The sequence below is a fragment of the Thiomicrorhabdus sp. zzn3 genome (assembly GCF_029767755.1).
In the GTDB taxonomy this organism is placed as follows: domain Bacteria; phylum Pseudomonadota; class Gammaproteobacteria; order Thiomicrospirales; family Thiomicrospiraceae; genus Thiomicrorhabdus.
In genome coordinates this window covers 146,724-161,415 of sequence record NZ_JARUQS010000001.1, presented here as the reverse complement: position 1 = coordinate 161,415, position 14,692 = coordinate 146,724, and the positions used below count along the sequence as shown (strand labels likewise).

Genomic DNA, 14,692 nt, shown 5'->3' with positions numbered 1-14,692 from the left:
TTTCCCTTAAAACGTATCAGGTTATTTCATACTCAGCCTTCATTAACAGCGTTATAATCCAACTTACCGCTTTCCATGTCGAGGAAATCTAATGATGCGATCGGTGCATTCCAAATTATTTCTGGCACTCATAAGCCTGGCGCTCCTAGTCGTAACGCCGGCATTCGCATCACAGCCAACCGAACCTGATCGTTCACCGACCAGCCAACCACTGGAAAAAGTCACTTTACAGCTAAAGTGGCTTCATCAGTTCCAATTCGCGGGCTACTACGCCGCTCAACAAAAAGGATTTTACGCTGACGAAGGTCTCGAAGTCGACATTCGGCCTCGAGACTTAATGAAAAACAATATCCTTCAGGTCATTGAGGGGGAGGCGGAATACGGCGTTGCCGATACGGTACTCCTCCTTTATCATGCACGTAACGAACCTGTCGTCATCGTCGCCCCTATCTTTCAACACTCCCCCAATGTATTGATGACGCTGGAGTCCAGTGACATCTACAGCGCCTACGACCTGCAAGACAAGGAAGTGGCGTTTTATCAGAAAGATACCGATGGCTTTCCTTTGCTGGCCATGTTTGAAAACATTCACATTTCTCCCAAACTCAAACGCATTGCGTCCAAAACCGAGCCCGAAATGCTGGTGCGGGGAGAAGTCGATGCCTATGCCTGTTACATTTCCAATGAACCTTATACCCTTCAACAACAAGGGATCAAAACCCGTATCATCCAACCCATGAATTACGGCATCGACTTTTATGGCGACATGCTGTTCACCTCTCGCCAGGAAGCTGAACAACACCCGGATCGTGTCGAACGCTTCAAACGCGCCACGCTTAAGGGCTGGAAATACGCCCTCAGCCACAAAGTCGAAATAGCCAAATACATTCAACGCGAATTAGGCAGTGCCAAAACGCTAGAACACCTGCTTTATGAAGCGGATGCGATTGAAGAGTTAATTGCCCCTAAAACCATCCCAATCGGTTCGATGGACGAAGGGCGATTCAAGTTCATGTCCGAATTGTTCGTGAAACACGGCCTGATTGACAAGCCATTTTCCCTAAACAAAGGAATCTATAGATCCAATTCCGACCAGATTATTTTTTCCGCAAAAGAAGCCCGCTGGATTAAACAACACCCGGTCGTTAGGGTTGCCATCGATACCAGCTGGGAACCGATTGAATACGTCAATGACAAAGGACAGCTTTCCGGAATCGCCAAAGGCTACCTGGACTTCTTGAGCCAGGCCACCGGGATTCATTTCCAACCCGCTACCGAACTCGGCTGGTCCGAGGCGGTTCAACGCGCCCAAAAACGCGAACTGGACATGTTTTCTGCGGTGATCAGCACGCAAGAACGTCGCCGATACATGAATTACACCGACCCCTATCTGAAATTCCCAATGGTCATTGCTACACGGAGGCAAGAACCTTTTATCAGCGACATGGATCAGCTAAACGGCCACACCGTCTCCGTCGTCGCAAACTACGCCTCACACGAAAAGATGCAAAAATACTACCCGGAAATTCCACTTTATCTTGTCAATACCCCTCAAGAAGGGTTGGAAGCGGTTTCTAATGGAAAGGCCTATGCCTATATCGACAACTTGGCCGTCATCAGCCATATCATCAACCAAGAAAACCTTTCCAATATGCAAATCTCCGGAGAAACCCCCTTCCGCGCCGACATTGCCATGGCCATCCGCAAAGACTGGCCCGAGCTCCACAGCATCATTCAGAAAGTACTCAACTCGATGAGTGAACAAACCCAAAACCGGCTAACCAACCCCTGGCTACAGGTGACCTACAAAAAAGAGCTGCAGTGGCGTACTCTGGCCTACATTATGACGCCCGTTCTGGCCATTTTATTCATCATCCTAATTTATAACCGCCGTTTGCGTCAACTGAACAATGACTTGGTCACCACTCAAGGCGAGCTCACCAAAACCAATCAGAAATTAGAAACCTTGTCGATCACCGACCCGCTAACAGGCGCATTTAACCGCGGACATACAGATCAGGTATTAAAACAAGAAAGCGAACGCGCCTCCCGCTATCACCTTAATCTGAGTTTAATTTTGATTGACTTGGACAACTTCAAGCAAGTGAACGACAAATACGGTCATTTGACCGGCGATGCCGTTCTGATTCAGACCTCAAAATGGATTGAATCCGTTATCCGCAGCACAGACACTTTCGGGCGCTGGGGCGGGGAAGAATTTGTCATTATCTGCCCTGAAACCGACCTGGCCCAAGCGGTCATGCTCGCCGAAAAGATTCGCAGCGGCATTGAACAACAGCGTTTCCCTGAAAAACTGAAACAAACCCTGAGCATTGGCGTCGCCCAATATCGCTTTAACGAAAGTACCGATCAGTGGATATATCGAACCGACCAATCACTCTACACGGCTAAACACAACGGTAAAAACCAAGTCGTAAACTGCAAACAGCTTACGCTCGAAGAGGTGATGAAAGCCCCCTCCACTCACATGGATACGGTTCAATAAATCACTAACCACTCTCTTAACAGGCCGATTCATCGCTGTTATAGCTGCGCGAGTTCGCTATAATAAGGCAATCTAATCTAACTGTAACTCGGTAAGCAAGGGCTAGTGCCCTAACTTACCTAAAGAGAAATACTGATGCCTTCTACCAACCAAGTTCCGCATTTGCAAACCGCTTTGACTGGCCCGCTACTGGAGTTGGAAAAACACCTATTGGACCATCGCAATGAAATTGAAGCCTGGTTTAGAAAACAGTTTATGCAAACCCCCGCCCCTTTTTATGCCTCGGTGGATTTGCGTAACGCCGGCTATAAACTGGCTCCGGTAGATACCAATCTGTTTCCGGCCGGTTTCAACAATCTGCATCCCGATCTGAGACCTCTAGCGGTTCATGCCGCACAAACCGCAGTCACGCAAATCTGTCCCATTGCCGACGGCATTCTGATCATCCCGGAAAACCATACTCGCAATCTGTTTTACCTGGAAAACGTCCATGCGCTCAAAACGATTTTAGAAACCGCAGGCTATGAAGTGCATATTGGCTCACTGCTTCCGGATCTGGAAGAGCCGCTGACCATTGAACTTCCTTCCGGAAACGCGCTCACCTTAAAACCTTTACGCCGCCAGGATAATAAGGTCGGGGTGGACGATTTCTTCCCTTGTGCCGTATTGCTCAACAACGACCTCTCCAGCGGCCGTCCCAAGATCTTGGAAGACATTGATCAAACCCTCCTGCCCCCCTTGGAACTGGGTTGGGCCAATCGTTATAAAACACAACATTTCAAGCATTACGCCGATGTCACCAAGGCGTTTGCCGAACTGATCGATATCGATCCCTGGCTGATCACCCCAACCTCCTTGCAATGTGGTCCAATTAATTTCAAAGAACGCACCGGTCTGGAAAACCTGGCCGAGTCGGTCAACAAAGTTTTGGAAAACACACAGCAGTATTACGACACCCATGACATCGATTGCAAACCGTTTGCCATCGTCAAATCCGACAGCGGCACCTACGGCATGGCGATTATGTCGGTCAGCACACCAGAAGACGTGCTCAACCTGAACCGCAAACAACGCAATAAAATGGCCTCGGTTAAAGAAGGCTTACAAGTCGAACACATGCTGGTACAGGAAGGGGTTTATACGTTTGAAACCATTGAAGAGGCCGTGGCCGAACCCGTCGTTTATATGTTGGGCAGCCATGTTATCGGTGGCTTCTATCGCGTTCATACCGGTAAGACCGCCACTGACAATCTAAACTCACCCGGCATGCACTTCAAACCACTCTCTTTTGAAGGTTCTTGCGTCGTTCCGGACGAACAGCAATCCCCAGATGCCTCACCAAACCGCTTTTACGCATACGGTGTCATCGCACGTCTGGCTCTTTTAGCCGCCGCAAGAGAGCTGGCGGAAGCCAAGCAGAAGAATTAAGGGAGAGTCTCATGGCCTACAAACTGGGCATAGTCATGGATCCAATCGAGCAGATCAAACCCTACAAAGACAGCTCCTTTGCCATGCTGCTGGAAGCACAAAGGCGTGGCTATGAAATTTTCTACATGCAGCCGGAAGATCTGTTTTTAAAAAATGGGCAGGCCTGGTCGGTGTGCAGCGAACTGAAAGTGTGGGATCGCGACGAACAGTATTACGGCTTCGGCGCCGGCCATGAACTGCCGTTAAACACCTTGGACATCATTCTGATCCGTCAAGATCCGCCATTTAACAACGACTACCTCTACAGCACCCATATGCTGGAACTGGCGGAAGCCGACGGCGTTCTGGTGGTGAACAAGCCGCAGAGTCTGCGTGATGCTAATGAAAAGCTGTTTGCGAGCTGGTTTCCTGAGTGCATTCCACCGACTTTGGTTTCAGCCAATATGGAACAACTCAAAACCTTCGTCCAAGAACACCGAGACACCATTCTCAAACCGCTCGACGCCATGGGAGGCAGCTCTATTTTCAGGGTGCGTCATGACGATCCGAACATCAATGTCATTCTGGAAACAATGACGGGCATGGGGCGCCATCATATTATGGCGCAAATTTACCTGCCGGAAATTAAAGACGGCGACAAACGCATTTTGCTGATTGACGGCGAACCTGTTCCTTATGCCCTGGCGCGCATTCCCGCCGAAGGCGAAACGCGCGGCAATATCGCCGCGGGTGGAACGGGAGTCGGCATGCCGATTACGGAACGAGAACGTTGGCTCTGTCAGCAGATCGCACCGACTCTAAAAGCCAAAGGGTTGTGGTTTGTCGGCTTGGATGTGATTGGTGATTACATTACCGAAATTAACGTTACCAGCCCGACCTGCATTCGCGAACTCGACGCCCAGTTTCATCTCAATATTGCCGGCACCCTGTTCGACAGTCTGGAAACACACAAGCCTCTCTGAAACCGTTACCAAGCGTTGTTCACGATTAGAAACAGGTTCTGGTCTATGAGAACAGACATTTAAAACCGCTCTTAAAACGATACGGTCTACAGAGTTTCCAGCAGTTTATCTTCAAGGTCGGCCAGCTTCAGATCCAAAGCGTGAGTCACGGTAGAGAATTCATCCATTAAATCGTCCAGACGTTCATAATCTGCCACCTCAGAGTGTTCATTAAGCTGCTGGCGCAACTCAAGTGCCTCATGCACCATGTCATGCTGACGCTTGTGCAATCGATTCACCTCTTCCCAAACCGGCCAGGCCTGCATTTGCGGATTTGCCTGCTGCAAGGTGTTCAGGGCCTTCCCCACCGCACAGGCCGTTGCATCCACAGCCGTTTCAGAATCAAAAGGCACGCGAATGCCGTTGAGATAAGCTTGTGTGGTGGTTCGCCAAATACGCATATTCCGACGCACCTCCCCCATTCGCACGCCGTTGATTTCCCCCTGGTAACGATCCTGCTGTTTTAACGCCCTTTCATCCACTTTAAACTTGCCGATTTCCACGTGAAGTTGATCGGCTTGATGACGTAAAGCCTCTGCGGAAGAGGAGGTTTCTTCAACCAGTGCGGCATTCTGCTGAATGTTGGAATCGAGCCGGTTGATCGTCGAACTCACCTCGTTCACACTGTGTTGCTGCTCTTCAATCGAAGAAACCACGCCGGCCAACTCATTGCCGATTTTAGAGACTTCCTGATCCACCTGTATAAAGACATCGTGCGTTAACTGCACCTTTTCCGCCCCTTCGTTGACTCGATGGCCCGCCTCTTCAATGAGGGCCTTGATCTCGCCGGCCGCTTCCGCCGATTTCTGCGCCAAGTTACGCACTTCACCGGCCACTACGGCAAACCCGCGACCGTGCTCACCGGCACGAGCCGCCTCAACTGCGGCATTCAGGGCCAGCAGATTGGTCTGAAACGCGATACCGTCAATCAAACCGATAATGTCGCTGATGCGTTCCGATGTCTGCTTTATGCTCTCCATCGCAGCAATGGTTTCGTCCATGGACTCCCGAGCTTGGAGATTCAATTTAACTGAACCTTGAGCCAGCTGAGAGACTTCATTAAGGGTTTGCGTATTGGCTTGCTGCGAATGATTAATGCTCTGCATATTGGCATTGACCTCTTCCAAAGCCGCCGCAGCCTGCTGAGTGCGATTGGAAAGATCGTCAGAGGCCTGGGCTGACTCAGCCGCCGCCAGACTGACCGCCTCAGCCACATTGCGAATCTGCATAATAATGCTTCCCAAATTATCCAGAGACACATTGGTTGCGCCTTTCATCGCTGCCAACGAACCGCTGAACTCTTTCTCAACACGTTGCGCAATATCCCCCTGCGCTAATCCCGCCATCACCTTAACAATTTCCTCAATGGCCACATTCAGGCTTTTCATTAATCCATTGATGTTGTTTGCCATATAAAGGTAAAAACCTTCCAGGTCATGCTGATCCACTTTCAAATCGGTATGGCCTTTAGCAGCCAAGCTCAAAACCCCGTCCAGCCTTGCTTCTACCTGACGCCGCTGCGTCAAATCGGTCCACTCGACCACGCTCCCTAAACGCTCTCCGTGCCCATTGATAACCGGCTGTACGGTGGATTTAATCACACAGTTTCCAAAATGAAGCTCTTCTTCCCAAACGCCTTTTAAGGTATCGAGAACCTGGCTAAAACGTTGCGGGTCGGTATGTAAGGTTTCGATAGGCGCTTCGCACATCCGCTCCACATCAAAACCAGCCACTGTTTTTCCGATCTCAGACTGGTATTTGTGCAACAGCGTTTCCATTGCCTGATTGAAATAGATGATATGGTGATTGGTATCGGCCACCAGAGTACAGGTCGACGCATTATCCAGCGCCGTTTTCAAACGCGTATTCTGGTTGAGTTGCAGTCGATTCTGCTCAAAACTCGCGCCCATCTGAATTTGCATTCTTTTGAGATCGCTGGCCAACCCACCTAACCAGGTGCGGCTATACGTATCTACCTGAGCGGTAAAATCCGCTTCCGAAGCCGCTTTGAGCAGGCGATCAAAACTTTGTGCCTGCTTCTCGACAAAGCGGTTAATGGTCAGTGCATAAATCTGCACCACGGACAGCACCGCGACCTGAATCGCCCAATGGATCGAGATAATGTCCAGTGCATCCAAAATTCCAAAGACACTCACTAAGGCGATCATCAACATCAAAATAAACAACGGATTGATGCGATTGACTAAACTGAACCGCTTAGCCCAAGTATTGACATAACCGTTTTTAATCTCAACCTGGCCTTTTTCCACCGCCTGATAGAGCTGCTCCGCAGCGTGTTTTTGCTCATCACTGATACGGCGGCGAACCGACATATAGCCGATAATTTCGCCCTTCTGAACGACCGGACTGACATTCGCTTCCACCCAGTAGTGATCGCCATTTTTACAACGGTTTTTAACCAACTGCACCCAAGGTTTGCCTTGTTTAAGCGTACGCCAAAGATCGGCAAACACCGCCTTGGGCACATCGGGGTGACGCAAGATATTATGAGGTTGGCCAATCAACTCTTCTTTGGAATAACCGCTGATCTGAACAAAGGCATCATTGACATCGGTGATCGTACCGTGCAGATCGGTTTGGGAAACAATCGTCACCCCTTCAGCCACCTCTCTTTCATGTCCAGTCAGCTGCGGATTCATTGGCATTACCTCTTTGTGTTAACAATCGATTTTCCGAAGCAAAAAGCATACACAAACGCCACTTACAATGTTCGGAATACGTCGCGAGCCAAAAATAATTCATCCCTATTCTAGTCCTTCTCATCACGCTCAACCATATTTAAGGGTTAATTTTGGAAGAGCGAACCTCAAGAAGACCTTGATTATGCGGTATACTGCATTCAAACCGTGTGCCAGAAAGTCATTCACAATCCAAGCAATCAATTCAAAATGCCACAACACGCTGCCAGCTTAACCGCCGCCTACCCCCATCCTCATAAACCCTTGTCGCTTCGACTCTATTGCTTAACTCTCATCCTGTTTCTGTTATCCGCCTGTACCCCTAAACCCAATGCGACCAAAGCGGAATTGCTGGTGTTTGGCACCTTAGTTCAAATCACCATTTATTCAAGTGATCAGCAAAGAGCACAAAAAGCCATTCAGGCGGTAGAACAGCGTTTTCAGACGTTTCACCACGAATGGCATGCTTGGGAAAAAGGGGGAATTGTCAGCAAAATCAACCAATCGATCGCCAATAACCAACCCATTGAGGTGGCAAACTCGGTCAAAGACTTTATCCTCAAGTCGCAACAGCTTGCCAAACAAAGCGACTACCTGTTCGATCCCGGCATTGGCCAACTGATTGATCTTTGGGGCTTTCACAGCGAACAATGGAGCGGTCCGCCGCCGACCGCGGATAAAATTTCACACTGGCTAAGGGTCCGTCCATCGATTGCCGACCTCTATTTCACAGGCAATCAACTCTACAGCCGTAATCCAGCGGTCAAACTCGATTTTGGCGGCAATGCCAAAGGCTTGGCTTTGGATATCGCCATCCAGCAACTCCGCCAAGCCGGCATTCAAAACGCCATTGTCAACATTGGTGGCGACATGCGCGTGATCGGTTCCAAAAACGGACAGGCCTGGTCAATAGGCGTTCAAAACCCCGCACACCCTCAGCAAGCAATTGCTGAAATCGACTTGCGCGGTGACATGAGCATTGTCACCTCAGGAACCTATCAACGCTTTTTTGAGTGGAAAGGCAGACGCTACAGTCACATTCTGAATCCAAACAGCGGCTATCCGGCGGAGTCCTTGGCCTCGGTCACCGTCATGCACCCTGATGCCACCACGGCCGATGCCGCAGCCACCGCGCTGCTGATCGCCGGCCCGGAACATTGGAAAGAAGTGGCGAAAAAGATGGGAATCGACGCGGTACTGGTGATCGACCATAATGGCCATATAGAACAAACAAAAGCCATGGCAAACCATTGCAAACTGTTATAATTCGCGAATATGAAAGAGATGCAATCGCTTGAACACCAATTTCTGATCGCCATGCCCAGCCTGGATGACAGCTGGTTTGAAAAAACGGTGATTTATCTGGTGGAAGACAATGAACACGGAGCCATGGGATTGGTCATAAACCAACCCCATAAACTCTCTATTGAAGAGCTGTTAACCCACTTTGACTACACGCCGGAAGGGGATTACCCCTTTTTAACTCAGGAAGTCATGATTGGCGGTCCCGTAGATATGGAACGCGGTTTTATCCTGCACAATCCGATAGGCAACTGGAAGAGCAGCATGATTCTCGACGACCATTTGGCAATGACGGTTTCCGACGATCTGTTGCAGGCTCTGGCGCATAACCAAGGCCCGGAACACTTCATGGTCTGCTTGGGGTTTGCCGGTTGGAAGCCCGGCCAACTGGCACAAGAGATTCAAGATAACAGCTGGCTGACCATTCCCTACAACCACAATCTGCTGTTCGACACCCCCCATGAATCGAAATGGGAAGTCGCTTTGGGAACGCTTGGCATCTCCCCTGAATTTTTGACGGCCGAGGCCGGTCATGCCTGATAAAGCGGCTCTTGAGGGGGTGGTGATAGGATTCGACTTCGGCTTGCGCCGCATTGGCGTCGCGGTCGGCCAAACCGTCACCCAAACCGCTTCGCCGGAGGCCATTGTCAACAGTCGAGATGGCGTGCCTGATTGGGAGCATATCAGTCGTCTCTTTGATCAGTGGCAACCGGTCGCCATTGTCGTCGGCCTTCCCATGCGATTAGACGGCAGTGAACAGCCATTGACGCAGCCGGCCCGCAAATTTGGACAACGCCTTAGTGGGCGCTATCAGCGGCCGGTGTTTTATATAGAAGAACAACTCAGTTCCATCGAAGCGGAAAACCGCATGACCGGTCGCACCCATATTGACGACCATGCCGCACAAATTATTTTAGAAAACTGGCTACAGCAAGACAGTTAACCGATCGGTGAAGCCGTTGTCTTAATTTAAAAAGCCGCCTGTGAGACTCTGTTGAAAGGCCTCACAGCACTAGCTTTAAGCTCAGCAAATGAAAGAGAGGCCCCATGAAGGAACTCGATATTGATGTCAATGCTCTGATTACCCGCATATGCGAACAACTACAAAGCCAGGACATTTTGGCAAAATCCCCCAAAATGATCGGCATTCGCACCGGCGGCGAATGGGTCGCGCAAGCGCTTCATCAGCAATTGCAGCTCACCGATCCTTTGGGCGTCATTGACATCAGCTTTTACCGCGACGACTTTTCCAAAATTGGCCTTAACCCCGCGGTAAAGCCTTCCGATATTCCCTGGGAGATAGACGATCAACACATTATTCTGGTGGACGATGTGCTATTTACCGGGCGCACTATTCGCGCGGCCCTGAATGAAATTTTCGACTTCGGCCGCCCGGCCTCCGTGACTCTGGTCACCCTGCTGGATCGTCGCGGCTGCCGTGAACTGCCAATTCAGGCCGATGCCGTCGGCATGCAACTTGAGTGTAGCCAAACACTCAAAGTATCCGGCCCTGACCCTTTAACCGTCTCTATTCTTGATCAAACAGAGGAATCCGCATGAGTGCTCGTTTGACTGCCCCCAACCTGCAATTGAATGAACTCGGAAAAATTCGCCACTTTTTGACTCTTGAAGGTCTTAAGCAGCACCACCTGCTAGAAATTCTCGATACGGCCGAGTCATTTATCAATCCCAACACCGATGAAATCAAGAAAGTACCGGTGTTGCGCGGCAAAACCATCATGAACCTGTTTTTTGAACCGAGCACCCGCACCCGCACCACTTTCGAAATTGCCGAAAAACGTCTTTCTGCGGATGTGGCCAGTTTAGACATTGCCACCTCGGCGACCAAAAAAGGCGAATCCTTGCTCGATACATTGTGGAATTTGCAAGCAATGCAGGCAGACATGTTCGTCATTCGCCATGCGGAAAGCGGCGCGGCACACTTTTTTGCGCAACATGTCGCACCGCATGTCCACGTGCTCAATGCCGGTGACGGCCAGCATGCCCACCCTACCCAGGCGATGCTGGATATGTTCACCATCCGTCGCCACAAGGGCGACATCTACGACCTGAAAGTGGCCATTGTCGGTGACGTTCTCCACTCCCGCGTAGTGCGCTCGCAAATTCAGGCGCTGAGCATTCTGGAAGCTCGGGAAATTCGCGTCATCGGCCCCAAAACCCTGATGCCGACCCACCCGGAAGCAATGGGGGTGCACCATTACGACAACATTGAAGAGGGGCTGCAGGACGTGGACGTGATTATTATGGTTCGCCTGCAGAATGAGCGCATGAAAAGCGCCTTAATTCCTAGCGAAAAAGAATTCTTTAAACTCTACGGACTGACGAAGGAGCGTTTGGCATTGGCCAAACCGGATGCGATCGTGATGCATCCGGGCCCGATTAACCGCGGAGTGGAAATTGACTCCGAAGTCGCCGACGGCCCGCAATCGGTGATCTTGCAGCAGGTGACTTATGGCATCGCGGTGCGCATGGCGGTGATGTCGATTATCATGAGTAACGCCGCGCAACTGGCACAACACAAAGCAGAACAGGCCTCCCTGGAATTGGAAATGGCCTCAGCCGACGATACAGACGGTAAGGAAAACGCATGAGACTGATGATCAAAAACGCTCGTATCATCGATCCGAGCCAGAACTTAGACCGAGTCACTCACTTATACATTGCCCGTGGACGCATTGCCGGGATTGGCGATGAAGCACCGGAAGGGTTCAGCGCCGACCAGGAGATCGATGCGACAGGAAAGTGGCTTCTACCCGGCCTGGTCGATCTCAAAGCGCGTTTAGGAGACCCTGGAAGTAATTTTGCCGGCAATATTGCCTCCGAAACCAAAGCGGCGGTAGCCGGCGGCATTACCAGCCTATGCTGTCCACCGGATACCTCTCCGGTCAACGACTCGCAAGCGGTCACCGAACTGATTCAACGCCGTGCCCGTCAGGCAGCCACGGCATTTGTTATGCCCGTCGGCGCCCTGACCCAGGGACTCGAAGGTGAATTGCTCAGCGGCATCTACTCCCTGCAGCAGGCGGGGTGCGTCGCGCTCAGCCAGGCCGACCGACCTATTCAGAACTCTTTGACCCTGAAAAACGCACTCGAGTACGCCGTATCCCACGATATGGTGGTGATGCTGCGCTGCGAAGATCAAAAACTCAAAAATAACGGCGTCGCTCACAGCGGACCGGTCAGTTCTCGTTTAGGCCTACCGCCGATTCCCCCCTCGGCGGAAACGGCCGCTTTGGCTCGTGATCTGATTCTGGTGGAAGAAGCCGGGATTCGCGCCCACTTTTCCCAAATCTCCTGCGCGCGCTCTGTGGAACTGATCGCGGAAGCCAAAAAACGCGGACTACCCGTGACCTGCGATGTCGCCATCCATCAGCTGCACCTGTCGGAAATGGATGTCATGGGCTTTAACAGCCTATTCCATACCAGCCCCCCGCTGCGCAGCCTAGAGGACAAAAGCGCACTGCAAATGGGGCTTAAACACGGCATTATCGATGCAGTCGTCAGCGACCATACGCCGTTGGAACGGGATGACAAGCTGTTGCCATTCGGTGAAAGCCGCCCGGGCATCAGCGGTTTGGAAACGCTGTTGCCGCTGCTATTGAAATTGGTCAATGAAAACGGTCTTGATCTGATGACCGCCGTGCGGAGCGTCACTCAGACTCCGGCTGCAATTCTAGGCCGCAATGTCATCGGCTCTCTGGAGATTGGCAACTCCGCCGATCTGTGTATTGTGGATCCGCAAGCCACCTGGACACTGGAAGAGGAACGCATGTTAAGCGAAGGGAAAAACTCGCCGTTTATCGGCTGGGAGTTCACAGGCCAAGTAGAACAAACCTTCTTCCAAGGGCGCCCGGTCTTCCGCAACAATCCCATTTAAACTCAACAGGCCTGGTCAGTTTAACAATCGCGGGAAATGCATGAGCACGCCAATTAAGGTCAAACACATTCAACAACATGAACAGCCGGGCGGATTCTGGCTGCTCAACCTGACCTTGGAAAATGACGCCCCGATTCAAGCGAACGGTTTAAGTCACCGCTATGAATTACACTGTGACAACCACTCTGACACACCGATTGAAGGGGCGTTATTTCAAACGTCGGGAAAACGCTTGCAACTGCTTAGCAAACGGTCGCTGGCATCTAGCCGCATCGAGGAGCAAAGTGAACAGGCCTGTTCAAATTACACACTCATTCCGCACCAAACAGACTCTTTGCAACAAGCCTTGAGCCAGATTACCCTTCAGCAACCTACGCTTCTGTTAGCAAAAGATCTCAATATCGCTGCGCTATTATTTCTGGCGCGAATGCGCCAATCGATTAAGGCGCCGACACTGGCATTTCTTTATGCCAGCGAGGCGTTCCCCTTTGCAGTGAAACCCGCGCGCTTTATGCTCCCGGAGTCACCTCCCGAAGCCATCGGCGCCTGTCCCTTGTTAGAAGATTGGAATATCGCCAATCGTCTCGCTTGTCAAGCACTCTTGCCCGGCTGCTATCAAGGTTCGCTTGAAGAGTTAGTCAATTATTGGCGGGAACAGCAAAGCGGGCAGGACAGCTGGCAAGTCATCGACCTAAAATAAACACCCCGTTGCTTACATCTCTAAATTTTTAATCGTAGCAACATGGTTCGCTAAAGACTTCGCCAAGTCTTCTACTTGTTTTACCGCTTCCGAGAGCGCTTTGGCTTCCGACGAACCAATCGCGGCCTCAATTAACACCTCAAGTTCTTCAAAATGCTCATCACCAATCAGTGCAACCTGCTCGTCGGATAACATCTCCTTAAAGCGTTTCACGACAGCCGTCGCATGCTCTTCGATTTTCATACTCATTGTTTGATCCCTCTCATTCCGTTTAAATCCACCGTTAGTCCTCCTGAAAGACATCTTCACCCGTACTGACAATCAACGGATCCGGTTTACCAATGACTTCTTGATCTTTACCTTCATAAGGAATTTTATTAAGAACGTAACGCATGGCCTCAATACGCGCGCGCTTTTTATCATTTGATTTAATCACCGTCCAAGGCGCATGCGTGGTATTGGTGTAGAAAAACATGTCTTCTTTGGCTTTGGTGTAATCCTCCCACCGGTCCAGTGAGGCCAAATCCATCGGGCTTAATTTCCACTGTTTGAGGGGATCGTGTTTCCGTTCATTAAAACGCCGTAACTGTTCTTTGCGTCCAACCGAAAACCAGAACTTCATCAGACGAACCCCATCGGCCGTGATCATGCGTTCAAAATCCGGTGCCTGATGCATAAACTGGGTGTATTCGGTCGGCGTACAAAAGCCCATGACACGTTCCACCCCGGCACGGTTGTACCAGGAACGGTCAAACAGCACCATCTCTCCACTGGTCGGCAGATGCTCAACATAGCGCTGAAAATACCACTGCCCTTTCTCCCTTTCATTCGGCTTGTCCAAAGCCACCACTCTGGCGCCACGCGGGTTCAAATGCTCCATAAAACGTTTAATCGTCCCCCCTTTTCCAGCCGCATCGCGTCCCTCGAAAAGCATCACCACCCGCTCATTATTATCTTTTACCCATCTCTGTAACTTAAGCAGTTCAATCTGCAGTAACCGCTTGGTCGCTTCATACTCGGATCGTGGCATTTTTTCCTGATAGGGGTAATTGCTTTCACTGGATTTGACTTTTTTCATGCAACGCTCCGTTTTCTTCACAATAACGTAATGATTTAAATTCAGTATACGGCTAAGCTGTTCGTGAACAAGAAAAAAGC

General features: G+C 50.6%; 13 protein-coding genes. 10 read left to right on the top strand and 3 right to left on the bottom strand.

The window, feature by feature from the left end:
* Positions 1-91 precede the first annotated feature (91 nt).
* The 3 genes from QCB44_RS00695 (at position 92) to gshB (ending at position 4,896) form a co-directional block, all read left to right on the top strand.
* Positions 92-2,506: a diguanylate cyclase gene (locus tag QCB44_RS00695; protein ID WP_279407310.1), complete on the top strand. Its 2,415-nt coding sequence runs from the start codon at positions 92-94 to the stop codon at positions 2,504-2,506.
* Between the two features lie 135 nt (positions 2,507-2,641).
* Positions 2,642-3,934 carry a glutamate--cysteine ligase gene (gene gshA / locus QCB44_RS00690; protein WP_279407308.1) on the top strand — a complete coding sequence of 431 codons (1,293 nt, stop codon included), beginning with the start codon at positions 2,642-2,644 and terminating at the stop codon, positions 3,932-3,934.
* Between the two features lie 11 nt (positions 3,935-3,945).
* On the top strand, positions 3,946-4,896 hold the full coding sequence (gene gshB, locus QCB44_RS00685) for a glutathione synthase (RefSeq protein WP_279407306.1): 951 nt from the start codon (positions 3,946-3,948) through the stop codon (positions 4,894-4,896).
* An 86-nt stretch (positions 4,897-4,982) separates the two neighbouring features.
* On the opposite strand, the gene QCB44_RS00680 is transcribed toward gshB, so the two are convergent.
* The gene (locus QCB44_RS00680; protein WP_279407305.1) at positions 4,983-7,595 is read right to left on the bottom strand and encodes a methyl-accepting chemotaxis protein; all 2,613 of its coding nucleotides are present in this window, start codon (positions 7,593-7,595) and stop codon (positions 4,983-4,985) included.
* A gap of 249 nt (positions 7,596-7,844) precedes the next feature.
* Between QCB44_RS00680 and QCB44_RS00675 the strand changes: the two genes are divergently transcribed.
* The 7 genes from QCB44_RS00675 (at position 7,845) to QCB44_RS00645 (ending at position 13,534) form a co-directional block, all read left to right on the top strand.
* Complete coding sequence (locus QCB44_RS00675) at positions 7,845-8,900, top strand: FAD:protein FMN transferase (RefSeq protein ID WP_279407304.1); 1,056 nt, start codon at positions 7,845-7,847, stop codon at positions 8,898-8,900.
* An 18-nt stretch (positions 8,901-8,918) separates the two neighbouring features.
* Positions 8,919-9,476 carry a YqgE/AlgH family protein gene (locus tag QCB44_RS00670; RefSeq protein WP_279407302.1) on the top strand — a complete coding sequence of 186 codons (558 nt, stop codon included), beginning with the start codon at positions 8,919-8,921 and terminating at the stop codon, positions 9,474-9,476.
* Positions 9,469-9,879, top strand: a complete 411-nt coding sequence (gene ruvX, locus QCB44_RS00665) for a Holliday junction resolvase RuvX (RefSeq protein WP_279407300.1) — start codon at positions 9,469-9,471, stop codon at positions 9,877-9,879. The genes QCB44_RS00670 and ruvX overlap by 8 nt, the downstream gene beginning before the upstream one ends.
* A 104-nt stretch (positions 9,880-9,983) precedes the next feature.
* Positions 9,984-10,496, top strand: a complete 513-nt coding sequence (pyrR, locus tag QCB44_RS00660; RefSeq protein ID WP_279407298.1) for a bifunctional pyr operon transcriptional regulator/uracil phosphoribosyltransferase PyrR — start codon at positions 9,984-9,986, stop codon at positions 10,494-10,496.
* Positions 10,493-11,548 carry an aspartate carbamoyltransferase catalytic subunit gene (locus tag QCB44_RS00655; RefSeq protein WP_279407296.1) on the top strand — a complete coding sequence of 352 codons (1,056 nt, stop codon included), beginning with the start codon at positions 10,493-10,495 and terminating at the stop codon, positions 11,546-11,548. Before pyrR ends, QCB44_RS00655 begins: the two co-directional genes overlap by 4 nt.
* Positions 11,545-12,834 (top strand): dihydroorotase, encoded by a 1,290-nt coding sequence (locus QCB44_RS00650; RefSeq protein ID WP_279407294.1) that lies wholly within the window; start codon positions 11,545-11,547, stop codon positions 12,832-12,834. The genes QCB44_RS00655 and QCB44_RS00650 overlap by 4 nt, the downstream gene beginning before the upstream one ends.
* A 40-nt stretch (positions 12,835-12,874) precedes the next feature.
* Complete coding sequence (locus tag QCB44_RS00645; protein ID WP_279407292.1) at positions 12,875-13,534, top strand: hypothetical protein; 660 nt, start codon at positions 12,875-12,877, stop codon at positions 13,532-13,534.
* A gap of 12 nt (positions 13,535-13,546) precedes the next feature.
* On the opposite strand, the gene QCB44_RS00640 is transcribed toward QCB44_RS00645, so the two are convergent.
* Both QCB44_RS00640 and ppk2 read right to left on the bottom strand, forming a co-directional pair.
* Positions 13,547-13,783 carry a hypothetical protein gene (locus QCB44_RS00640; RefSeq protein ID WP_279407290.1) on the bottom strand — a complete coding sequence of 79 codons (237 nt, stop codon included), beginning with the start codon at positions 13,781-13,783 and terminating at the stop codon, positions 13,547-13,549.
* Positions 13,784-13,817: 34 nt separating this feature from the next.
* Positions 13,818-14,612, bottom strand: coding sequence for a polyphosphate kinase 2 (gene ppk2, locus QCB44_RS00635; protein ID WP_279407288.1), 795 nt, complete (start codon positions 14,610-14,612; stop codon positions 13,818-13,820).
* Between the last annotated feature and the right edge of the window lie 80 nt (positions 14,613-14,692).